This window comes from Dyadobacter sp. SG02 (assembly GCF_900109045.1).
Lineage (GTDB): Bacteria > Bacteroidota > Bacteroidia > Cytophagales > Spirosomataceae > Dyadobacter.
The window spans coordinates 69,055-92,971 of record NZ_FNYL01000007.1 but is presented as its reverse complement, the minus strand read 5'-3'; the positions used below and the strand labels follow the sequence as shown (position 1 = coordinate 92,971).

Genomic DNA, 23,917 nt, shown 5'->3' with positions numbered 1-23,917 from the left:
CTTTATGTTAAAACCCTTATCGTGGTGTATCGGCGGCCTTGCATTGTTGCTGGCTGGCGCACAAACCGTTTCGAACCAAAACGACGACCAACGCGAATGGCGGGAATACCTCGGCGGCCCGGACCGCAACCACTACTCGCCGTTGACGCAGATTAATAAGGAGAATGTCAAAAACCTGAAAGTGGCCTGGACCTGGTCGATGCCCGATTCGGGACAAACGCAGGTGAACCCGATCGTGGTGAACGGCGTGCTCTATGGCGTCACAGCCACAGTACAGGCATTCGCGCTCGACGCGGCGACCGGCAAGCAGCTTTGGATATTTGGTGATAAATCCAAAAACGGCTCGAATACCAGTCGTGGCCTTACCTATTGGGAAGACGGCGAAGACAAGCGCATTATGCACGCGATGGGCTCCTACCTGTACGCACTTGACGCGCGCACGGGGAAGGTCATCGAAAGCTTTGGCGAAAACGGCCGCATCGACCTGCACACCGGTCTTCCCGAAGCCGCGAAAAACAAATACATGGTTTCCAACACGCCGGGCACCATCTTCGAAGACCTGATCATCATGCCATTAAGGCTTTCGGAGGATTCGGACGCTGCCCCGGGAGATCTCAGGGCATTCAATGTGCGCACGGGTAAGCTCGTGTGGACCTTCCATACCATTCCCTACCCGGGAGAATTCGGCTATGAAACATTCCCACCCGACGCGTACAAAAACACTTTCACTGGTGCCGCCAACAACTGGGCAGGAACAGCCATCGACCGTAAGCGCGGCATTCTCTACGTCCCGACCGGCTCGGCGGGTTATGATTTTTACGGAGGCAAACGCAAGGGAGCTAACTTGTTCTCGAACTGCCTCCTCGCACTCGACGCCCGCACCGGCAAGCGACTCTGGCATTACCAGACCATGCACCACGACCTCTGGGACCGCGACCTGCCCGCGCCGCCTAACCTCATCACCGTCACCCAAACCGGCACCGACGGCAAACGACGCAAAATCGACGCGGTGGCGCAGGTCAGCAAGCAGGGTTACGTATTCATTTTCGACCGGGTAACGGGCAAACCGCTGTTTCCGATCAAGGAAGTCGCCGCACCCAAAGGTGCATTACCCGGCGAATATCCATGGCCTACCCAGCCGGTACCCAGCAAACCCGCACCTTATGCGCGGCAAGCCTACACCTTAACCGAGAACGACATCAGCATTCACGCACCCGACCGTGATTCGTTGAAAATCAAATTCAAAGGCTATAAAAAAGCACTTTTCGCAGCACCGAGTAAGGAAGGCACAGTGATCCTCCCTGGCTTCGACGGCGGTGCGGAATGGGGAGGTGCGGCAGCCGATCCGAACGAAGGCATTTTGTATGTGAATAGTAATGAAATGGCATGGATACTGACCATGAAGGACACGCCGAAAGCGAGCGAGCTTTCTAATCTCAGCCCCGGTGAAAAAGTTTATACGACCTACTGCGTAACCTGCCACGGCGCGCAGCGGAAAGGTAATGCAAAAAGCGGCTACCCGTCGCTCGTGGATATCGGTACGCGCCGCGACAAAGCATTCGTGAACCAGCTGCTCACGACCGGAAAAGGTATGATGCCGGGTTTCACCATGCTCACAGCCGCCGAAAAGCAGTCGCTCGTATCATTCCTGTTTGGTGATGAAAAAGTGGAGGCGGTTTCTGAGACGCCGGCATCGAAGAAAGTTTACCTGCCTTACCAAAGCACAGGCTACAATAAATTCCTCGACGCCAACGGTCTCCCGGCCATTTCACCACCCTGGGGCACGCTCAATGCGATCGATCTGAATACCGGCAAGTTCCTTTGGAAAATACCATTCGGGGAAGTGGAATCATTAAAAGCGAAAGGTGTTCCCACAACGGGTACCGAAAACTACGGTGGCCCGGTAGTAACCGCCAGCGGGTTGCTTTTCATTGCTGCGACCAAGGACGGAAAATTCAGGGCATTTGATAAAAAAACCGGCAAATTGCTGTGGGAAACGCAATTGCCGGCTGCCGGGTTTGCTACGCCCGCTACGTATGAAGTCAATGGAAAACAATATGTGGTAATTGCCTGCGGCGGTACCAAGCTGGGGACCAGGAAGGGCAACCAATATGTCGCATTCGCATTGGAATAATCAAATTCCTGCGATCCATTCGCGCATCTTTTTGCGGCCTGTTTCATCGGGCAGGCGGCCTTCACCGGCGCCGAGATTGTCGACCAGGTGCTTCACATCAGAAGTGCCTGGTATGACACAGGTCACGGCGTCGTTGCTGATAATGTATTTCAGGAAAAACTGCGCCCAACTTTTGATGTCGTAATCTCCGGCCCAGCCGGGTAGTTCCTTGCCTTTCACCGCCCGAAACAACGCGCCCTGCTCGAAAGGCTCGTTAATAATGACTGCTACACCTTTATCTTTTGCCGCTTTCAGCAGGCTTTTCTCCGCATTGCGCGAACGGATCGAGTAATTGAATTGTACAAAATCAATATCTTCCGATTTCACGATCTGTTCCAGGCGCGCATGGGAAGCATCGGTGTAATGGGTAATGCCCATGTAGCGGATTGTTCCAGCTGCTTTCCAGTCTTTGAGCGTTTTGAGGTGCGTTTCCCAATCCTGCAAGTTGTGCACCTGCATCAGGTCGATCTTTTTCCGCTTCATTTTTTGCAAAGAGGCATTCATCTGGTCGATTCCCTCCTGCTTCCCGGTTGTCCAGACTTTCGTGGCAAAGAAAAAACGGTCGTTCAGTTTCAGATCGGTGGTGAGGTCGCCGATCACCTGCTCCGCGCGCCCGTACATGGGCGAGGCGTCGATGAGCTTGCCCCCCATTTCCTGCATTTTTTTCAAAACGTCCTTCAACGGCGTACGCTCGGCAGCACCGGCACCCACATCGAACTGTTGCCACGAACCCAGGCCCACCACGGGCAGGCGCTCGCCTGTGGACGGAATTTTTCTTTCCAGTATCATTTTGACATCGTTGTTTGCGGAGGAAGAAAACGGGCTTAATGCCAGTCCGGCACCGGCGGCAGCGAGTCCGGCCAGAGCCTCCCGTCTTGTAAAAATATGCTTCATTGGCTGGTTAATGGGTTTTTGGAATGTTCAAGTTACGAACAAAATGCGTTGGGCGCACCGGAAAGGCCAAAAATGAGAAAAGGAGCCAGGACAATCCTGGCTCCTTTTGCTGCACTTCACACCAAATCTGAATCTATTACTTTTTTTCGATGGACACTGCGATCTTGTAATCTTCCAGCTTGGGTGATTTTGGGAGTTCCGGGTAAGGAAGTACCTCCGATACGGTCAGTACATACTCCGTTCCACCCAGCTTGAACACCTGCTCGTTTTTGGAATCACCCTTGAATTCGAAATTCACATTAAGCTGATTCGAGGCGTCGGATACCGAGAATACCAACTTCGCGCTTCCCATCGATACGCAATTGGCGTTGATTGGGCAGCGGCTGTCGTTCACTTCTTTGAGTTCCACTTTCAAATCGGTTCCGGAAGTGCGGACAGTGGTAGCCTTTTGGTACGACAAACTGGTCGGATTCAAGTCAGGCTGCGGTGCTCCGTTCTCCTTTTTGTCACAGGAAATGGCTGCGATACAGATTAATGCGAGTAAAATCGTCTTTTTCATTGCCAATAGTAGTTTTGAATATAAAGCAGAGAAACGGAACGCCGGTTGATGGTTGTAACCGATTTATAAAAAATTACATTTCTCGTAGTCCGCCGGCAACTATTTGCCTGATTTTGTGATAATTCTCATTCCGATGACTATTATTTAACTGTATGTTAATGTGGCATACTTATTTTTACGAATAATCACCCAAAATCAGCGGGATACCGAAAATCAGTAAAATATGGTCTGGTACGAAGAGGAAGTACAAAGAGTCGCAAAAGAACGATCCACGTTAAACTATGAACCCGATACGATCTTCTACGGAAGTTCGAGTTTCACACTTTGGAGCGGCATGTACCAGGATTTTGCGGAATTGAAGCCCATTAACCTCGGTTTCGGCGGCTCAACGCTGGCAGCCTGCGTCTGGTTCTTCGAACGTATCATGGCTACCGTGAATGCCCCGACGCGCATCGTTATTTACGCCGGCGACAACGACCTGGGCGACGGGCGCCACCCTACGGAAGTGCTGCTGTTCTACCGCCAGCTCATCGCATTGGTCCGCGGACGTTACGGGAACATTCCATGCTTTTTTGTATCGATCAAACCGAGCTTGCAGCGGTTCGAGATCATCGGTTCGATCCGCACGGCCAATGAGCTCATTCGCGAGGAAATTGCCAAGGACCCCAATCAGCACTATATCGATATTTTCCCGCTCATGGTGAATTACCAGGGTTATCCCCGCAAATCACTTTTCGAAGCGGACGGGCTGCATATGAGTGCAGATGGCTATGCCATATGGAAGAAGGTGATCAGTGAAAACATTTACGCCGTTATCGGGGCACTTCAAAAAACTTCTTAAACAAACCGCTTTGTCATGGAAAGGGCGTATCACAAATGGTTTAGTCCAACTTTGGACCGTTATATGGAGATACTCGTATTCGGCCGCGAGGGCACTCCCGTGATATTTTTCCCGACCCGGTCGGCGCATTTTTACGACTTTGAAAACTGGCGTGTCATCGATGCGATGAAACACAAGATCGAAGCGGGCCACATCCAGGTTTACTGCGTCGACAGCATCGATAGCGAAAGCTTTTATTCGGATGCTCCCCCGCCCTCGCGCATTGCACGCCATATCCAGTACGAAAAGTACATTCTGAATGAAGTGGTGCCTTTCATACGCATTCAGAACAAGCAGCGGGAACTGATAGCGGCCGGGTGCAGTCTCGGGGGATACCATGCGGTGAATATTGCATTCAAACACCCTGCCCTTTTTACCAAAGTAGTGGGCATGAGCGCTCGCTACGATCTCACGCAGCCGCTACCCTATTTCGCCGATTTGTTCGACGGGTATTTTGACGAGAATATCTATTTCAATATGCCCAACCAATTCGTACCGCGTATTTCTGACCCCTGCTTGCTGCAACAGCTAAGGAAAATGGACATTACGCTTGTGATCGGGCGCGAAGATACTTTTCTGGACAATAACCGCCATTTGAGCGATTCTTTGAATCAGCTCGATGTGCCGCATCAATTTTATATCTGGGATGACGAGGCACACCGGCCGAGGTATTGGCGCGAGATGGTGAAGATTTATTTGTGATTATTCAGACCAGTCGAGCAACGCCCACTCGTTGGTAGCACTGGAAGTGAGCAGGAAGGTCTTTTGGCGCGCGAGGTAAAACATTTTATCGATCGCGAAAGGCAAATCCAGCGAACTGACGCGTTGCAGCTTATCCCCAACCTTAATGACATCGATCCCGTGCATTCCTTTATTGAGCACCAGGTGATCTTCGACCAGCGCGAAAGATCTGAGTGCGGAGGAAATGGAAGCTGTCTCGGTAAAAATCTTGCCGTCGTAATCAAACACCTTCACGTAACCCAGGCCTCCAACGAACATTTTCTGACCATCGCCGGCAAACGTTATCTGGTAACAAGTATTGGGCAGCTGATCGATTTTGACAGTTTTCCCGAATTGGTCCTGGTCAAATGGCTGCGCGAATAATTCGCCATGATTAGTACCATAAATGATCAGGTTTTGATGCGTATGCAATGCTTGACAAATCAAGTCCCTTCCCTTGGTTTTGATCGTGACGCGTTCACGGACATTTTCTTCGAGCGTAAGAATGGAGATTTTTTTTCCTGCAAAAGAAAGAATTGTCTGGTCGTGACCTTGAAATACAATCGGATTCGTTCTTGCGGATTGATAAAAGTCGGATGTCTCGATTCGCTGGTACAATTCCTTTGAAAGTAGTTGAAAGCCATTCGGCAGTTGCCTGATTTCGTCGAATATCGCGTCGGCGGGCCTGTCATCATAGAGCCCTCTCCATTTGCAGGCGATGTCTTCGTCGGTGGTCTGCCAGATCAGTTCCGAAGTCCCATCCGGGTACAGAAGCAATATCCTCCACTGATCACCAAGCATAAAAGCGCCTCTGCTTTCGAGCGGATATGCCAGCTGTAAATGCACATTGAGGGGCGAGGCGACCGTTTTTGATAAAGTTAGTTTCATGGGAATTAAATCAGGTTTCAGAATACACCGTTTGTGTAGAGACTATCTGCTTTCAGCCGCCTTACCTCCGCCTGAAACGCCTCGGAGTTCTTCTCTCCATCGATCGCGATGAGGTAATCTTTCACCTGAAAATCTTCAATTGCGATATCGCGGTATTGCATGCATGGCTGGACTTCCCGAACGAACGAATAGCCGTTTCCCGATTGCTCTAAACATTCGAAGAACACGAGCCTGACGAATGCGGATTTGGCGGAAAGCAGCTGCGCATCGTAATCGGAAAGCATGTGCTGATCGACGGCGAGCGGTTTTGAAGTAAATTCGAGTGTTTTGTACAGAGATTGCTGCTCACCTTCCTTCTCCCCGAACCAGCATTCAAGCTTCACGTTTACGAGTGCTTGCGTATTGTTGGCGATGTGCAATGTAAGCGGGCTGCGTTTTTGAGTGGGAAACCAGGCGTATAAATCTCTGGCCCCGCCTTTAATGGCCGGCAACAGGAGAAATAACAATGGAATGCAGAGGATTGCCAGGCCGATGGTTTTGTTTTTCCAGAATAGCACTGCCAAAAGCAGTATCGCCAGAAGCCCGGCCAGGTAGAAGATCCCAAGCGCCCACCCCACCGAGCTGTCGCCGGACGGGGTGGGTTTTACGAGGTAGTATACCACCGCTACCAGAAGAATAACAGAAAAGATACCCAGCAGTATGAGGTAGGTAAACTTGATCATTGGCGTAAATAGGTGTGTATGGTGCAGATTCCGGTCAAACTTCGAATGGGAGGTCGTACTCCCGTGTATTAGGCTTTGAGCTACGCGTTTTCACGATGATCCGTGCTTTGAGAGGGCTGCCCAATACCAGGAAGTATTTGACATATTGATCTTCGTGATAAGTCCAGGATTTGTCTTCCAGTAAATACTCCGAAATCCCCTGCTTACCGGCTTTGTAGGCCCATTGTTCTACGATATTGGGCTCGTAAGTAACGAAATGCCCCATGCACATGATCTGTACGCCGGGCTGCGCATTGTTGCCGAGCTCGGTACAACCTTCCACGAGTACATTAATGCTGGAATTGTCTTCGAGGTCTTTCACCGACCATTGGTCGAGTACTGTTTTAACATTGGCCATAATAGATTTACTGATTTTCGTTTAATGAGGGCTGCAAAGAAACAACCCCCATTGAGAATCAGGACAATTCTATTATTTAGCGGCCGCCAAAAACTATTTAGCGATCCGACTGCTACTTTATGGTATAAGCCTTACTAATGCGCCGGATTTTGCCGTCGCTTTTCGTCATGATGTACATTTCCTTCGTAAAGCGGTTGTATTCGACACGGATATCGACCCGCTTGGAGCCCGACATTTCGACCAGGTTCGTTTCCTTTCCGTCGCGGGCAATCATCAGTTCGTATACCGACCGGTCGCTGAGCGTCGCGTCGATGTTGGCATAGAAAATACGACCGTTGACAATGTCCCCGAAAATGTATTTGTCTTTCAAAGCCGCTATCGGCCCTTCGTAGACGTATCCGCCGCTGATCGCATTGCCGTCGATGTGATCGTATTGCAAATAGGGTTTTTCAAACTTCCCGGCTTCGGTTTCGGGTACGGGATAAACGTTTTTCAGGTCTTTGGAAGAAATCCCGAAATTGCCTTCCCGCACATTCCAGCCGTAATCGCCGCCTTTGACTATCACATTCACCTCCTCGAAGTTCGATTCGCCCACCTCAGCGCTGAATAACCTGCCATTATGCCACGACAGCCGGTGCGGGTTACGGAAACCGTAGGCATATATTTCTTTGTAAACATTATCCTTTTCCTTCACAAACGGGTTGTCCGAGGGGATACCATAATGTCCGTTTTTACTATTGGTTCCTAATGGATCAATGCGAATGATAGTACCAAGCAGCGATTGGAGGCTGTGGCATAGCTGAGGATATTTACTGATCGTCGAGCCACCGTCGCCGGTACCTATATACAGCAAACCATAATCTTTGTCGCCCTTGCCTGCTTCGGGGTTAAAACCGATGTCCTGGGTACCGTGCACGACGTTGGGCACATTGATCCGCAGCAATTCTCTCCTTTTTCCCTTAAATACAGGGCTTTTGACATCATCGATCTTCCATTCCGAAACTACCCATTGCAAAGCCACTTTGATAGAGTCATTGTAAGCATAATCGGCCGGCTTTCCTTTGAACGATTCTGTGTGGGTAATGTAGATCAAACCATTTTGAAGGTAATCGGGATGGAATGCGAAGCTACCGAGGCCGGTTCCCAGGCCAGGTTCGTTCACATAATCCTGCACCTCGTTTCTGAGGTCTACGAATGTTGTCACGGCATTTCCATCGATCCTGTAAATAATTCCGCGCTGGTCGCTCACGTATAGCGTGCCGTCCTGCGACGGGTGCGGGCGCATGTTCGCGATGCGCGTGCGAGGCATTTTATCGCTGGATGGCGGGATTGTAACGAAGTCTTCCAACTCGATCCGCAGTCCGGTTTTGGCGACGGGTCGGGCCAGGCGCGCATTCGACGCCGTATCGATCTTCACCGCGAGGGGGGCGATATTATGTAGTTTCGTCTCCGAGGCAATGTAGCCGAGGATCGAACGGATTTCTTCGTCCTTCAAAAAATCGAATGGCGGCATAATCATCTTGTACCGCTTCGATAGGCTCACCGCCCGCGCATTACCGGATTCTATCGCGTGATTTGGGTTCTTGATGAATGCGATCAGTTCCTTCTCCGAAAGCAGGCTGGTAACGCCGCCCAAACGCGGGCCTATTTCCTCTTGTTCCATGGTATGGCACGAAACACAATGGGTGGTAAAAAGCGCTTTGCCCTGCGAATTGCTGCCGGCAAGCTGGCTTCCGGCGGGAGTAGATTGCTTCCGGCCCACACAATTGAGCAAAATGAGTGAAATGGCGACGAGGGCGTAGAAGTAACGGAGAGATAAGGTCATTCAATAATGGGTTAGGAATTGCTAATGTGACGTTAAAGTTAGCAACCGACCCGCAAACAAAAAAAGCCGGATCGCTCCGGCTTAATCACTGAATAATGAAGGAATACTATGGTTATCCTACATTTCTTCCGTCCTTATCGAGTTTCACCAGGGCGTTTTCCTTGCCGTTGGCTACCTGTAACTCATAATATTGGGCTTTATCGGGCTCGGTTACGAGAAATGCCTTCTTAACCGTCCACCCCTTAAAGTCGTCGCTCTTAATCGTTTTCTGAATACCATCCGGCAGATCTTCCGGTTTTACAGCCACTTTGTCTTTTTGGTCCGCTTTGGTGGTTTTCTGAGCCACCGCTTCCTGATGCGCCGAATGGTCGGCGGTCGTCTGATTGGCCGTCTGTGCTTGAACAGAAGCAAACGAAATGAGCGTCAGGGCCAATGCCGATATTACTAGCTTTTTCATAATCCTTGTTTTTTAGACAACTATTAATGTTTTGGTCTCGTGCATTCGCACTGTTGCCTTTTATTCCAACAGGATTATGCCAAAACATTTAATTGGCTGATTTTTAACAGATTATGAATATTCTACCAATTTAATAGTGTTTACCTAAATCCACGTTTTGTGGGAATTTGTCTTCAAAAAACCTCAAAAACAGCAAGTGCCCGTACTGTACAGCACGGGCACTTGTCTGAATAGTATGCTCAAATTCTGTTACTTGTCGTAACCAGGGTTTTGAACCAATTTCGCGTTACGGTTCATTTCGTCGCGGCTGAATGGGCGGAAGTACATTTTATCCACCCATGTACGGTTTTCGTGCGACTTATCCTCGGTCGGCGTGTAGGTGTAGTCGTAAACGGTCGGATCGTAGTGATACGGCTCTTTCATCGACTTGCCTGCCTTGAACTTACCTAGCACGGTAATGAACTGCAACGAACGGCCCAAAGTAGTAGGCGCGATCATCCAGCGGCGTGCATCGTGGTAACGCTGCTCCTCGTAAGCCATTTCAATGCGCTTTTCATGACGATAAGCCTCTTTCAAAGCCGCTCCCGACACTTTCAACGCAGGCATACCTGCGCGGAAACGTATCTTGTTCAGCAAATCCAGCGCTATCGCGTCCTGGCCCAGTTCGATGCTCGCCTCAATGTAGTTGAACGCTACCTCGGTCACGCGGATGAACGGCCACGGGATATTCTGACGGTCGGTGTTATCGTACAATGCAGGGTTCGGATCGATGAACTTGCGCATGTAGTAACCCGTGCGGCTTCCGTTCCAGTCTTCGATGCTGCTGCTGCGGGTATCCAATCCTTTGCGGTTGAACAATACACCCTTTTCGTCGAGCAAATCGTAAGAACCGGTTTGAAGCTGGTTAGCAGGGTCTTTCGCATCGGAAGGACGTGGTTTCCAGGTCGCACCGTCGTACATCACGGTTGCATAGAAGCGCGGGTCGCGGTTCACGTAAGGGTTAGCCTTGTGGGTAGGATTGGTCCATGAGAATGAAGTTCCGTCCATCATTTCGTAATCGTCCACCAGCAAACCGATCGGCGTGTTACCAGCCCAGTTGTGGTATCCGTTAGGACCGTTGTTCAAACCGGTCTGACGTGCACCGTCCGAAGTCTGGCTCGCCGTGAAATAGCGACCGAAGATAATATCATCACCACCGGAAGCATCCAAAGTTTTATCAGCGCTATATCCGGCCATTGCGATCGAAATATAGTTGATCTTGCCCTGCGCACCGGTAACCGGAGCGGACAGGTTGAGCTTGTAACCTGCTTTCGCATCCAATGCAGCTTTCGCAGCGGCTTGTGCGGCCGTCCAGCGAGCCTTGCGGTCACCCGCAGTGTAGCCCAGAAATTCAGGATTCGGATAAGCCGCGATCACGGCCGATTTCGCTTTGGCAGTAGCAACATCATGCAGGTCGCTTGCAGCATACAGCAAAATTCGTGATTTCAGTGCCAACGCAGCCGCTTCCGAAGCACGGCCTTTCTGATCGGCTTTGCCTTTCAGCAGGGCAGCAGCGCTGTCGCAATCCGCTACGATAAATTTCACGCATTCTTCGAAAGTATTACGCGCTACGGAATAGTCTTCATTCAACGCATACACTTTCGTGATCAGCGGTGCCGAACCGTAGTAGCGAACCAACTGCTGGTAGTAGTAAGCACGCAGGAAGTGCGCCTCGCCTTTCAAACGGTCCTTCAATGTCTGATCCGTGAAAGTAGAAGTCGGCAATTCCTGGATCGCCTGGTTGGTAGCGCGGATACGGGTATACATAGGTCCCCATCCGTACGTATCGTCCACCCAGCCCAGGTTGGAAGGGCTCAAACTGCCTTCGTTGATCGTGTTAATGTTACGGCCTGTGTGAGTAAAAACCGCTTCGTCAGTAAGCGATGCCAGCATTTGCTCGCTGAAACCGCCCTGCTGCAATCCCTGGTAAATACCTGTTACAAAACCTTCGGCCAATGCACCGTCCTTCCAGACCTCCTCGGTAGGGATTTCGGTGGGCGGCGTTACATCCAGAAAGTCAGTGTCGCACGACACCAGCCCGGTTGTAGCCAGCGCCGCCAGAAAAATCCAATTTTTATAACTCAGTTTCATTTTTTTAGTCTTAGAAAGTTACACGTACACCTGCATTAAGAACTCGCGACTGCGGATAGTATTGTCCGTTGGTAGAAGTCGCTTCCGGGTCCCAGATCTTGATCTTGTCGATCGTGAACAGGTTCAAAGCGTTCACATACACACGCAGGTTGCCCACACCGATCTTCGAACCCAGTTCGGAAGGCAGGTTGTAGCCCAGCTCGATGTTTTTCAGACGCAGGTAGTTATTGCTTTTGAGGTAATAAGTGTTTGCACCTGGTGAATCCGGGTTCGTGAGGTTGGTATAGTAAGTGTTGTTACGGTTAGCGAGGCGCGGATCTGTCGAGCTTGGGTTGTCGATCGTCCAGCGGTGGTCGTAAGCGTATTTCAGATAGTTACCAATGTCACCCGATTCTGTCTGGCCCACGTATTGCAAACCACCCGCAGCACCCTGGAACAGGATAGACAGATCGAATGCTTTGTAGCCAAGGTTGATGCTTACACCACCGGTGAATTGCGGACGGTTGGTTTTTTCCGAACGAACCATGTCATCCTTGGTGATTTTACCATCGCCGCTCACATCTTTGAACTTCATGTCACCCGGACGAAGCGTACCTGTGATACCGCTGTAATCGATCGTATTGGCATCGATATCAGACTGATCGCGGAAAACGCCGTCATATTGGTAAGCGAGGAACGCCTGGTAAGGACGGCCGGTAGTTGTCTGGTAAGAAGGAATTCCCGGTGTCTCGTTCCAGTATTTGATGGTGTTTTTCGCATAACCACCATTCACGCCCACCGAGTAGGTAAAGTTGTCGACAGAACCGTCGTAGCTCACCTTGAATTCAAAACCTTTGTTTTGCAGTTTACCCAGGTTCACAGGAGGAAGCTTTCCGTCAATACCGGCCGTAGAAGGAGTTGAACCCGTCATCGGGATCAGGATTTTCGAACGGTTATTGACAAAGTAGTCGATTTCGAATGCGATACGGTCTTTCCACAAGGTACCTTCGATACCGAAGTTGGTATTGTTGGCAACTTCCCAGGTGAAGTTTTTGTTGGCCACACGCGATTCAAGCAGCGTTTTAACAACCTGGTCGTTCACGATGTAAGTACCAAAGCCCATGGTATTGAGATACTGGTATTCGGCAAGGGTTTCGGTACCGAGCAAATATGGCTCCGCCCCCATTTGTCCCCACGAAGCACGCAGTTTCACGTTGTTCATGAAGTGGATGTTGTTTTTCCAGAATCCTTCTTCGGAAACACGCCAACCGGCTGATACCCCCGGGAAGAAGCCCGAGCGGCCGTTTTTTGGGAACACCCATGAATAATCATTACGCCAAAGGAATTCGGCGAGGTATTTCTCTTTGTAGTTGTAACCTACACGACCGAAGTAGCTCAAACGTGCACGTTTGTACAAATCGCCATTGTTGGTACCCGAGTTACCGATGTTCTGCTCAGGCGTGCCACCCGCGAAAAGCTGGTCAACCACCGGCGAGATGAAGTAACGGCGGTACGCGAAGAAACCATCGGCGTCTACCGTTTCGCGCTGCACACCCACCATGGCATTGAAATTATGCGAACCGAACGACTTCTCGTAGGAAGCCTGGCCCATCAGCTGGATCGAAAGCTCTTGTGAAGAAGTTTCCGTCAAACGCGGGTCGTTGAACGTCGAACGTACGGTCCCGGTCAACAGAGGCGTTGTGCCATCCGCTTCGTAAGTCTTTTTATCCCAGTAATAAAGCGTCCACGGCTTCTGGAACGACTTCTGGCGACGCATTTGCTTATCAACCGCAGCCATTGCCGATACTTTCAAACCCGGTACCCCAGGGATGTCGATATCCAGCTGACCGTTGGTCTGGATGTAATCGCGTTTGTCGTTGTTGTAACCTGTTGTATTGGTTGTGATAACGGCAGGATTCTGTCCGTTCTCGATATCCGGACCAGGACGACCGTCCGGCCAGATCGCGATTTCGGTAGGCTTACCGCGCATCAGCATACGGAAGATATCGCCCGCGCCACCACCATTCGGGAAGCGACGGAACTCTTCGCGCAATACTACGCCCAGCTTCGCGGTCACGTACTTGTTGATTTTCGTGTCGAGGTTCACACGCATGTCGTACTGTTTGTAACCCGTTGCCGAATTCACATAGTTACCATCCTGGTTGATATAACCCAATGAAGCCAGGTATTTGATATTCTCGCTACCGCCGGTCAATTGCAGGTTGTGGCGCTGCTGCGGCGACCAGTTGCGGATCACCGAGCCGTACCAGTCGGTATTCGGGTGGGTCAGCGGGTCGGAACCGTCGCGGAATTTTTGCAGATCGGTCGGCGTAAACACCGCGCTCAGCACGTTACCGTTGTCGGTGCGGGTGTACGAACCGTTGGTATTAAACCCTTGATATGCACCTTGCCACTGGTTCACGGGCAAGTTGTCGTAAATCTGCAATTCGTTACGGATTGTCCCGTATTCTGCTGCATTCGACATTTGCGGTGTGCGCGTAGGCTGGGCAATACCGAGGTTCAGGTCATACGAAAGTTGTGGCTTACCGCTCTTTCCTCGTTTAGTAGTAATGAGGATAACCCCGTTACCCGCACGTGAACCGTAAATCGCCGCAGCCGCATCTTTCAGTACCGAAATACTCTCGATGTCGGCGGGGTTCAAACGGTCGAGACCACCGGAACGGTTAGGCACACCATCCACGACGATCAGCGCATTGCTGTTACCGAGGGAGTTGGTACCGCGGATACGGATAGCCGATCCATCATAACCAGGCTCACCGCTCGCTTGTACCGCCGAAACACCCGGCAGACGACCACCCAATGTATTCGAAAGGTTGGTTGAAGGCGCTTTTTGCAGTTCAGTACCTTTCACGGCCGTCACCGAACCGGTTAGGGTCGCTTTCTTGGCAGTACCATAACCTACCACCACGACTTCGTCCAGCGCTTTGGTATCCGTTGCCATCTTCACGTCCAGACTGGTTTTGTTGCCCAGCGGTATCTCCTGCGTAATATACCCGATGAAAGAAAACACGAGGGTTGCCGTACCCGGCGCATTCACTGTGTAATTACCTTCGACGTCCGTCACCGTACCCGCCGATGTCCCTTTAACCAGGACACTCACGCCGGGCAGCCCCTGCCCCTGCTCATCATTCACTTTTCCCTTCACCGTTACATCCTGAGCGTATGCACCGGTCATGACCAACAGGGTCAACAGAAGGGAGTAAAAATACCGCGTTAGGCTACGGTACTTTTCCCGTTCAGAAATCCTCATAGATTAAGTATAGATAGATAGTAAATAGTTAAAAAAATTATAAAAAAATGAAAGGATATTACAACTTGGATTACATGCATAAGCCCTTGTTTTTCAACAAGTCAGAGAAGTGTCTACCATACACAATTTATCTTACTAAAAATCTTTTAAATCCTATTTCAAAAATACCGTTCGTAACCGATGGGCTATTTATTTAAACTTAAAAGGGGAGCTAAACTCGAAAATGTTATATTTTGTGATCCGGCAGTACCGAGGTGAACAGTTGGAGTAACCGGATGTACAAAAAGATATGAAATTATTTACATAAACAAGTATTCCTGCTTTCTGACTATGTTTTCTTGGAAAATAACCACTAGTTACTTGACGTATACTATAAACCGGTCTCTATACGCAGCAACTAGTTGGATGGGCAATAAAAAACCGCTTCCATTGCATGGAAACGGCATTTAGTGGGATAGTAATAGCAAATTTGCAGGAACTTACCGTATTTTTGCAGCTATCTATTGGAAAGTAGCTGCGCAAACGTTTGAATCTTTTAAAAATTATATTTTACGAGATTAAAAAACGATTAACGGGCCGTCCATCCGCCATCGACGGCGAGTATCGAACCCACCATGTAACTCGCCGCGCTACTGGCCAGAAAAATGGCGGCACCCTGAATTTCATGCAGATGCCCCCAGCGTCGCAGCGCAGTCGCGCCGAGGATAATATCGCGGGCATCGTCACTTTCGGCAATGGGGATATTCATTTCGGTCAGGAACGGTCCGGGGCATATGGCATTTACCATAATGTCGAACGGGGCAAGTTCCAATGCGAGTGCACGGGTCATTTGCACGATGGCACCCTTGCTAGCCGTGTAAGGCGTACGATTGGCCAACCCCACCAGCCCCAGTGTGCTCGCCAGGTTGATAATGCGGCCGCTGTGCTGTGCCTTCATATGTGGCGCCACCGCGCGGCAAGCCAGCCAGGTACCGGTTACGTTCACGTCCATGACGTGCTTGAAATCGGCCGGCGACAGTTCGTCGATAGGCCCGCGGATGTTGATCCCGGCGCTGTTGATGAGGATGTCGATCTTCCCGAAACTTTCCAGGGCAAAGGCCACCATGGCGTTCACATGCTCTTCGTTGGTAATGTCGGCCGCATAAGACAGCACGCGCGTCCCGAATGAAATGCACAGCTCGGCAGCACTGCGCTCGCCATCGACCGCACTCCGGTTGACCAGCAGAATATCACAGCCTGCGGAAGCCAGGCCGGCCGCCATTGCCAGCCCGAGGCCTTTGGAGCCCCCCGTGACAATGGCGACCTTCCCGGTGAGGTCAAATTGTTTGATACCCGGTAAAACGTCCTGTACCATGGCGATCAGAACTGATGAAATGCTTTGGAAACAAATGCGAGCACCTCCGGCAGCGACTCGCGCCAGTAGGTCCAGGTGTGCCCGCCCTCGCGTACGCGGAACTCGTGCGGCACCTCTTTTTTTCGTAATGCAATGTGAACGAGACTATTGCCTTCGTACAGAAAATCGTCGTCGCCACAATCGATATACCAGCGAACAGCCTTTTTCTGGTCTTCGGCAATGCTATTGATCAATGCCAATGCACTGTGACGGTTATAGTACCTTTCGACGGTGGAATCCGCGATATTCGGGTTGTTCCTAATCAGGTTCTTTCTGGCATCGTCGAGGGTAATCGGGCCGGTGGATGCGCTGAGCGGACAGGCCGACGAAAACAGCTCGGGGTGGTGCAAGGCGTACATGAAGCTCCCCCCGCCACCCATCGATAGTCCGGCAATAGCCCTGAACCGTTTTTCGCTTTTAATGCGAAATTTCTTCTCGACGTACGGCATCAGCTCGGTGAAAAAGAAGTCCTCGTAGTTCCAGTCGCCCTTCACGTCATTGAAATACCCTCTCCTGCCCGTATTCGCGTCCGGCATAACGATGATCATCGGTGTGGCTGTTCCCTCGCGGATCGCCTTATCGGCAATGTGCAGTACCTCACCGAACTGCACCCAGCCGGTGTGGTCGTCGCCCGCGCCGTGCAGCAGATACATGACCGGGTAGCTCCGCTCGGATGTGGCGTAATCGGGTGGGAGGTAAATGGCGAATTTCCTTTCGGATTTGAGCACCTTGGAGGGTAGCGACAGGTTGTCGAGCACCTTCCCCGTCTGGGCAAGCGCCGGGATGGCCAGCATGGCGGCCAATGCGATCGTAACTATGATCTTCATACCAGGAACAGTCGGGTTTGGGTTGAAACAAGAAAAGCGGGAGACGCTGTGCATCTCCCGCTTGGTATGAAGGTTTTTATTTCTTCTTCATTTTCATGGCCACCGGGTCCCATTGGACAATTTTCTTACTGAAATAGCTTTCGTTGCAGGCCAACACCGGCGCGGCCGCACGGAACCCGAATACCGGATCTTCCACCGTCCCCACACTACCCTTTTTCACATTCTCGAAGAAATCCCTGAAATGGTTGGCGTGCGCATCGTCCTCTTTGGGCGCTTCGAACTTCACTTCTTTGACAGGCTCCGCTTTCCGGGTGTCGTCGGGATACTGCGCGTCGTATTGCTTTTTGAATTCCTTTTGCTGTGCTTCCGAGAAGGTATTGAAACTGTCGTAGCCTCCCATTCCGGGGGCTTTGGGCAGTTTCTTCTTGGTGAGTACCAGGTTGTTTTCCGTAAATTCGATCTGCCCTTCCGTACCGATAATGCGGGTATTGTTCGCAATGGCGCCCGCATTGGCGAAGTTCACGCGGAGTACCATCTGGAAATTGGCATGAATGTCGGTTTTGGGGTAATCCAGGATCGATACGAGTACATCAGGCACGTCGCGGCCGTCTTTCCAGTAGCTGAGCTCCCCGGACGACATGACGCGCTCGGGACCAAGTGAATTCGTCACGAAATGCACGCCGGTAATGAGGTGTACAAAAAGGTCGCCGCCCACGCCCGTGCCGTAATCCTGGTAGTTTCTCCAACGGAAAAACCGTTTCGCATCGAATGCGCGCTTGGGCGCGTCGCCGAGGTAGGTATCCCAATCGACGGTGCTGGGCGACGCGTCGGTCGGGATCGAGTAGTTCCACGCGCCGATGGCATTGAAACGGTCGTTATTCGATTCGACATAATTGATCTCACCGATATCGCCTGCCTGGAACATTTTCTTGGCCTCTTTAAAAGAAGCCGAACTGATCCGCTGGCTGCCGACCTGCATTGTTTTGCCCGATTTCTTCCAGGCATCAATTACCGACAATCCTTCATTGATATGGTGTACCATCGGCTTTTCGCAATACACGTTCTTTCCGGCCTGCAATGCAGCTTTGGTAATGTGGTCGTGCCAATGGTCGGGTGTAACGATGAGTACCGCGTCGATATCCTTTCTTTCAAGGATCTGGCGGTAGTCTCTGGTGGTGAAAATATCCTTTCCGTAAAGCTCCTTCACGCGGGTAAGGCGGCCATCGTACAAATCGGCGGCGGCCACAAACTCCACATCCTGCGAGCTGCGCAGCGCCGCCTTGGTATCGCTGTGCCCCTGGATACCCATCCCTATCGTGGCGAATCGGATCTTGTCGTTAGGACTGATTTTTTTGAGGTCCTTGATGATGTTAAAAGGTTTGGCAATGCTTTCCGTGGCTAACAGTGCAGACGCGGCAGTTACGTTTTTGATGAAATTACGACGGTCGGGCTTCATTTGAAGTATTTCAAAGGTTTAAGAAGATGATCCCCTAATTTAAACAATTCAGGATTTGTTGCGCCCGTAAATCAAAAATATGTACATTTTGCCACCTTATTCCCCACCCTACTAATAACTAACGTTCCATGCACGCCGACCAGCGAAAAAAACTGATTAACGAACTCACCGACCTCATCAGGGGCGGAAACGCACACGTCACACTCGAAGAAGCGATCACCGGTATCCCTTCCAACCAGCGCGCCGTGATCCCGGATAACCTGCCGTACAGCATCTGGCAGCTAATGGAACACATCCGCATCGCCCAGAAGGATATCGTCGATTTTTCGATTTCGAAAGATTACAAAACGCTCGTCTGGCCCGACGAATACTGGCCTCAACCGACCGATAATGTCACTGACGAGGAATGGGAAGCCAGCGTGAAAGAAATCCAGGAGGACCAGCAGCGTTTTTTCCAACTTTTACAAAATGAAGAGAACGATCTGTTTAGTCCGTTGCCCTGGGGTAGCGGGCAGAATATCGTTCGTGAAGCGATGCTGATCGCCGACCACAACTCCTACCACATCGCGGAAATCATCGTAGCCCGGCGCTTGCTGGGGATTTGGAAGTAATACCGCCAGTCGGCGTAATCGAAGACATTTACATAAGCGCCTTCGACTACGCCGACTGACGATGTACCGCCCGTTTTGTATTAAAGCTCTTCAATCATCAAATCCTTATAAAACACCTTGGCCTTTCCACCGCCGTGGATTTGGAGGCCTATGAGCCCTTTTTGCGGAATGGATTTGTCAGGCTCGGTGTAATCGACCGTTTGGGTGCCGTTCAGGAAAAGCTGGATGCGGCCGTTCCGACTGTGCACCTCGTAGTTATTCCAATCATTCCGTTTCACGATTTTTTCGACCAATCCGGAGTCGGGCGCGATCAATGTCTTGTTACGCCTCGATTCATCGTACAAACTTGCCCAGTATTTATCGCCCAGATCGGCCTGGTAACCCGTCATTTCGTAAGGCGGATTTTGCAAACGCTTGCTATGGAATTGAACGCCCGTATTGATAAATCCCTCATTACCGGTCAGTTTGAATTTAACCTTTAATATAAAATTACCATATTCCTTGCGCGTACACAGGAACTCGTTATGTGGCACGTTTTCCACCAGCGACCCGCCGGCAATGGCGCCGTCTTCAATTTTCCAGGTCTTGACGGTGTCGCCCTCCCATCCCCGGAATGTCTTCCCGTCGAAAAGAGCAACCGGTTTTTGGGGCTGGATCATGATACATCCGGCAAATGCCAGGGCAGCGGTGCAAGCGAAATAGAACGGGAGTTTCCTCATGGCACAGTCGGTTTGTGGCTAGTATACTTTTTTCTAATGTTGGTTAAAGTGGTTTCAGAAGGATTTTTACTTGAATGGGCATTCGCGGGAAAATCGGGAGACGCATTTTCTTCACGGGTATCCGCAGCAAGTAACCCAACATTGCTTTTAGCCTAATATGCGTATTTTTACAACGTATGCCGGCCATACAATGGCGCAAACGTAAACCTGAGGAAGTTTTTAACCAATGACTGATACAACCCTTAATGAGCCTGAAAACGACCTGCTGCTGGCGATCGAACGGTTTAAACTTGTGGCAAAAGCTACCCATGACGTGATCTGGGACTGGGATTTGACACGGGGGACCGTTTGGTGGAACGAGGGTATGCAGGAAATTTTCGGATACCGCCCCGAAGAGATCGAAAGCGGGCCCAATTCCTGGTTCGACCGCATTCACCCCGACGACCAGGAGCAAGTCGTGAAAAAGATTTACGGGATTATCGAAAAAGGGGAAAGCAACTGGTCGGATTTTTACCGGTTCCGGCGGGCCGACGGCTCGTACGCACACGTACACGACCGTGGCTACACGATCCAGAGCGAGGGCAAGCCCGTGCGCATAGTGGGTTCCATGATGGACATTTCCCGGCAGCTGCATTCCGATAAAGCCCGCGAAGAAAGCGAAGAAAACCTCACGTTCGCTATCCAGGCCGCCCAGCTGGGTACCTGGAATTTGAATCCCGCAGATCAATCCGCGCTCTTCAACGATCGCTGTAAAGAACTCTATGGCTATCCGGCAGAGGCCGATATGTACTATGAGCGCCTGGTACAATTTATCCACCCCGACGACCGCGCCCGGGTAATTGAGGCCATCGAACGAACGCTCGATCCTTCGCTGCGGGTACCTTATGATGTGCGGTACAGGGTTATCGGCGCCAATGACCGCAAACTCCGGTGGCTGCATTGCACCGGTCAGGCCTATTTCGATCCATCCGGAAAGCCTAACCGCTTTTCCGGAATTTCCCGCGAAATCACCTCGGAGATCACCAGCCAGGAAAAAATTGCCTGGGCCGACCAGCAAGCAGCGATGACCATCGAGGGCTCCGGCGCGGGATCGTTCATGGTGACGCTCGCCACGAACGAGATCATCTACTCCCCTACCATGGCGCGAATCATTACCGGAAGCGAGGTCGCTAATATGACAAGGGATATTCTCCTAGCAAGTCTTCACCCGGATGACGTACATATCCGGAACCAGGCTTATGCCGAAGCGGCGGACAACGGGGAGTTGCGCTACGAAGCGCGGTTTGTCTGGAACGACGGTTCCGTACATTGGGTACGCGTGCTCGGACGCTACCTGTACGACAGCATGGGAAAAGCCGTCTCGCTATCCGGCATCGTGATGGATATTACCGACCGTATCGAGTCGGAGCAGCAACTGAAAGTAAATGAAGAGCATTTGCGGACGCTGATCGAGCAGGCGCCCGTTGCTACGGCATTGTTTGTAGGAAAAGAAATGGTGATCGACATTCCCAATGAGGCCATGCTGAAAGTGTGGGGAAAAGGGCGATCTGTCGTGGGGAAACCACTTCACGAGGCATTGCCGGAGCTCAAAGGCCAGCCGTTTGAAGCTATTCTGCAACGCATTTACCAAACCGGCGAAGCCCATTCCGAACAAGGCGCAAGGACGGAACTGGTGATAGACGGTACGCTCCAAACCTTTTATTACGATTATACCTACAAACCTCTGAAAAACACGAGGGGTGAAGTATATGCTATCCTCGATATGGCGGTGGACGTGACCGAGCAGGTAATGTCCCGCCAGGAACTGGAACAAAGCGAGGAACGCTACCGCCAACTCGCCAGCGAGCTGGAAAGGCGCGTAGGTCAGCGGACGGACGAGCTGCACCAGGCCAATATCGAGCTGGTGAATTCCAATAATAATCTGCAACAATTCGCCTACGCCGCCAGCCATGATATGCAGGAGCCGCTTCGGAAAATCCAGTCGTTTGGCTCACGCCTGCTCTCGACTTATTCCGACAAGCTCGATGACAATGGCAAGTATATGCTGAACCGCATCCAGGACGCGTCGAAGAGAATGTCGGCGATGATCGACGACCTGCTCGCCTACTCGCGCCTGACCACCCGCGAGGGCGAATTCGATGAAGTACGGATCAGGGACATTGTCCAATCGGTGCTGGCCGATCTCGAAATATCAATTCAGGAGCAAAAGACCGATGTTATTGTGGAAGACCTGCCGGTTGTCTGGGGCAATGTGTCGCAACTGACGCAGTTAATGCAAAACCTGATCAGCAATGCGGTCAAATACCGGTTGCCCGACCAGGAATCGGTCATCAGGCTATCGTACCGGGAAGTGGAGGAAGCGGAGAAAAAGACATTACCGAAACTGCTGCCCGACCACCGCTACATCCGCCTCGAAGTGAGCGACAATGGCATCGGCTTCGACGAAATTTACCTCGACCGCATTTTCCAGATGTTCCAGCGGCTGCACGGGCGCAGCGAATACTCGGGCTCGGGTATTGGATTGGCCTTGTGTAAAAAGGTCGTTCAGAACCACCACGGCTACATTACCGCGCAAAGCAAGCCCGGCGAAGGCGCCACTTTCATCGTTTACCTGCCGCAGCCGCTCTGAGGCGGCAGGGGTTATTTTTTCCAGACGTCCGAAAACTCTTCGGGATGGCGGCGGAATTGCCCGTGTACATACTCGCACAGGGGCATTACCTGCAATCCTTGCTCACGTGCGTAAGCGACCATCGCGTCGAGCATTTTGCGTGCGAGCCCGCGGCCTTCCATCTCCGGGTCTACTTCCGTATGGTAAACGGTCAAGGTGGTTTCACTCAACCCGATGACCATTTCGCCCACTTGCTTGCCATCCTCTTCGATGTAAAATGCCCCGCGGCGGCGGTTATCGAGCTTGAATTTGATCTCTGCCATAAATTTTTGCTTAAAGTGCGTTGCGTTCGGGGCAAATATATCCATAATTTTGCCGCCCCAATCTCCTTACGCCATGAACGTCTTCCCTGTTTCGAATTCCAACCTTTCGCCTCTTCACCTGGGCATTTTTGTCCAAAAGCATTATTTCCCTGAGCAACAGGTTGAATGCCGGATATTAAAAACCGGGATCAGCGATACCTATCTGATCACAACGCCCGGCAAACGTTACATTTTCCGCGTTTACAGTTTCGGATGGAGGACACTTTCGGAGATTTCCGAAGAGCTGCGCCTGCTACGGCATTTGCGGGAGAACGGCATTTCGGTGTCGTATGCGGTTCCGGATTTGGGAAATACATTCATACATTCCTTCGCCGCGCCGGAAGGGGAGCGTTTTGGGGTATTGTTCACGTTTGCAGAAGGTGAAAAAGTACTCAATTTCGATGCGGAGACACATTATAGGGTCGGCAAGCTCATGGCCGAAATGCATTTGCAGACGAAAGGTTTCGCATTACAGCGCATTTCCTACACCGAAAAAGAGCTCCTCATCGATTCACTCGCGCAATTGAGCAGGTTTCTGCCGGCCGATACGGAAGAAATGCGGTATATGAAAACGGTGCAGGAGTACCTCATCGACGAGCTGCGTAATGCCGATCAAACCCAAATCCGAACAGGCGCCGTTCACCTCGACCTTTGGTTTGATAATATGAATGTTACTACCGAGGGCGACATCACTTTCTTCGATTTCGATTTTTGCGGAAACGGCTGGCTTTGTTTGGATATGGCTTATTATATGCTGCAAATCCACTCCACGGAAAAGGACGACGATGAACGCGAAGTTAAAACCGCGCAATTTTTGCAAGGTTATGAGTCCGTCACGCCCGTGAGCGACGAAGAAAAGCGGCTGGTCCCGATCCTGGGTATTTGCCTGTATTTCTTCTACCTGGGCATCCAGTCGCAGCGTTACGACAACTGGTCAAACGTGTTTCTGAATGAAATATACCTGAAAAGGTTCATCAACCTTTTACTCAAAAAATACTTTGATTATCACCAGCTTGGACAGAAGCTGACTTCATAATTGCTTACAT

The 23,917-nt window shown here is 51.0% G+C and carries 20 protein-coding genes; 6 read left to right on the top strand and 14 right to left on the bottom strand.

Annotated elements, in window-relative coordinates; genetic code table 11:
- Window positions 1–4: 4 nt before the first annotated feature.
- Window positions 5–2,134: a PQQ-binding-like beta-propeller repeat protein gene (locus BMW93_RS17745; RefSeq protein WP_090379127.1), complete on the top strand. Its 2,130-nt coding sequence runs from the start codon at window positions 5–7 to the stop codon at window positions 2,132–2,134.
- On the opposite strand, the gene BMW93_RS17740 is transcribed toward BMW93_RS17745, so the two are convergent.
- Both BMW93_RS17740 and BMW93_RS17735 read right to left on the bottom strand, forming a co-directional pair.
- On the bottom strand, window positions 2,135–3,067 hold the full coding sequence (locus BMW93_RS17740) for an aldo/keto reductase (RefSeq protein ID WP_090379124.1): 933 nt from the start codon (window positions 3,065–3,067) through the stop codon (window positions 2,135–2,137).
- 136 nt (window positions 3,068–3,203) lie between these two features.
- Window positions 3,204–3,626, bottom strand: a complete 423-nt coding sequence (locus BMW93_RS17735; RefSeq protein ID WP_090379123.1) for a hypothetical protein — start codon at window positions 3,624–3,626, stop codon at window positions 3,204–3,206.
- Between the two features lie 223 nt (window positions 3,627–3,849).
- Between BMW93_RS17735 and BMW93_RS17730 the strand changes: the two genes are divergently transcribed.
- Complete coding sequence (locus BMW93_RS17730; protein ID WP_090379119.1) at window positions 3,850–4,467, top strand: GDSL-type esterase/lipase family protein; 618 nt, start codon at window positions 3,850–3,852, stop codon at window positions 4,465–4,467.
- Window positions 4,468–4,482: 15 nt separating this feature from the next.
- The gene (locus BMW93_RS17725) at window positions 4,483–5,208 is read left to right on the top strand and encodes an esterase family protein (protein WP_090379116.1); all 726 of its coding nucleotides are present in this window, start codon (window positions 4,483–4,485) and stop codon (window positions 5,206–5,208) included.
- On the opposite strand, the gene BMW93_RS17720 is transcribed toward BMW93_RS17725, so the two are convergent.
- The 10 genes from BMW93_RS17720 to BMW93_RS17675 all read right to left on the bottom strand — a co-directional run bounded on the left by BMW93_RS17720 (window position 5,209) and on the right by BMW93_RS17675 (window position 18,571).
- A complete protein-coding gene (locus BMW93_RS17720) occupies window positions 5,209–6,114 on the bottom strand; it encodes a hypothetical protein (protein ID WP_090379113.1) in 906 nt (301 codons plus the stop codon).
- A gap of 17 nt (window positions 6,115–6,131) precedes the next feature.
- Window positions 6,132–6,836, bottom strand: a complete 705-nt coding sequence (locus BMW93_RS17715; protein ID WP_090379110.1) for a hypothetical protein — start codon at window positions 6,834–6,836, stop codon at window positions 6,132–6,134.
- 34 nt (window positions 6,837–6,870) lie between these two features.
- Window positions 6,871–7,233, bottom strand: coding sequence for a hypothetical protein (locus BMW93_RS17710; RefSeq protein ID WP_090379107.1), 363 nt, complete (start codon window positions 7,231–7,233; stop codon window positions 6,871–6,873).
- 112 nt (window positions 7,234–7,345) lie between these two features.
- The gene (locus BMW93_RS17705; RefSeq protein WP_090379104.1) at window positions 7,346–9,058 is read right to left on the bottom strand and encodes a PQQ-dependent sugar dehydrogenase; all 1,713 of its coding nucleotides are present in this window, start codon (window positions 9,056–9,058) and stop codon (window positions 7,346–7,348) included.
- Window positions 9,059–9,170: 112 nt separating this feature from the next.
- Window positions 9,171–9,515, bottom strand: coding sequence for a hypothetical protein (locus BMW93_RS17700; protein ID WP_090379100.1), 345 nt, complete (start codon window positions 9,513–9,515; stop codon window positions 9,171–9,173).
- Window positions 9,516–9,764: 249 nt separating this feature from the next.
- Window positions 9,765–11,645, bottom strand: coding sequence for a RagB/SusD family nutrient uptake outer membrane protein (locus BMW93_RS17695; protein WP_090379098.1), 1,881 nt, complete (start codon window positions 11,643–11,645; stop codon window positions 9,765–9,767).
- 10 nt (window positions 11,646–11,655) lie between these two features.
- Window positions 11,656–14,820, bottom strand: a complete 3,165-nt coding sequence (locus BMW93_RS17690) for a TonB-dependent receptor (RefSeq protein WP_090379840.1) — start codon at window positions 14,818–14,820, stop codon at window positions 11,656–11,658.
- Between the two features lie 643 nt (window positions 14,821–15,463).
- Window positions 15,464–16,249, bottom strand: a complete 786-nt coding sequence (locus BMW93_RS17685) for an SDR family NAD(P)-dependent oxidoreductase (RefSeq protein ID WP_090379095.1) — start codon at window positions 16,247–16,249, stop codon at window positions 15,464–15,466.
- Between the two features lie 5 nt (window positions 16,250–16,254).
- Window positions 16,255–17,115 carry an esterase family protein gene (locus BMW93_RS17680; protein ID WP_090379091.1) on the bottom strand — a complete coding sequence of 287 codons (861 nt, stop codon included), beginning with the start codon at window positions 17,113–17,115 and terminating at the stop codon, window positions 16,255–16,257.
- Window positions 17,116–17,191: 76 nt separating this feature from the next.
- Complete coding sequence (locus tag BMW93_RS17675) at window positions 17,192–18,571, bottom strand: Gfo/Idh/MocA family protein (protein ID WP_090379088.1); 1,380 nt, start codon at window positions 18,569–18,571, stop codon at window positions 17,192–17,194.
- 128 nt (window positions 18,572–18,699) lie between these two features.
- On the opposite strand from BMW93_RS17675, the gene BMW93_RS17670 reads away from it, so the two are divergent.
- Window positions 18,700–19,182, top strand: a complete 483-nt coding sequence (locus BMW93_RS17670; RefSeq protein WP_090379085.1) for a DinB family protein — start codon at window positions 18,700–18,702, stop codon at window positions 19,180–19,182.
- An 80-nt stretch (window positions 19,183–19,262) separates the two neighbouring features.
- On the opposite strand, the gene BMW93_RS17665 is transcribed toward BMW93_RS17670, so the two are convergent.
- Window positions 19,263–19,901: a DUF1080 domain-containing protein gene (locus BMW93_RS17665; protein WP_090379082.1), complete on the bottom strand. Its 639-nt coding sequence runs from the start codon at window positions 19,899–19,901 to the stop codon at window positions 19,263–19,265.
- Window positions 19,902–20,127: 226 nt separating this feature from the next.
- On the opposite strand from BMW93_RS17665, the gene BMW93_RS17660 reads away from it, so the two are divergent.
- On the top strand, window positions 20,128–22,530 hold the full coding sequence (locus BMW93_RS17660; RefSeq protein ID WP_090379079.1) for a PAS domain-containing protein: 2,403 nt from the start codon (window positions 20,128–20,130) through the stop codon (window positions 22,528–22,530).
- 11 nt (window positions 22,531–22,541) lie between these two features.
- Here the strand turns inward: BMW93_RS17660 and BMW93_RS17655 are convergent, their stop codons facing one another.
- Complete coding sequence (locus tag BMW93_RS17655) at window positions 22,542–22,877, bottom strand: GNAT family N-acetyltransferase (protein WP_090379076.1); 336 nt, start codon at window positions 22,875–22,877, stop codon at window positions 22,542–22,544.
- A gap of 28 nt (window positions 22,878–22,905) precedes the next feature.
- Here BMW93_RS17655 and BMW93_RS17650 point away from each other — a divergent pair, with 28 nt between their 5' ends.
- Window positions 22,906–23,907 carry a phosphotransferase enzyme family protein gene (locus BMW93_RS17650; RefSeq protein WP_090379073.1) on the top strand — a complete coding sequence of 334 codons (1,002 nt, stop codon included), beginning with the start codon at window positions 22,906–22,908 and terminating at the stop codon, window positions 23,905–23,907.
- Window positions 23,908–23,917 lie beyond the last annotated feature (10 nt).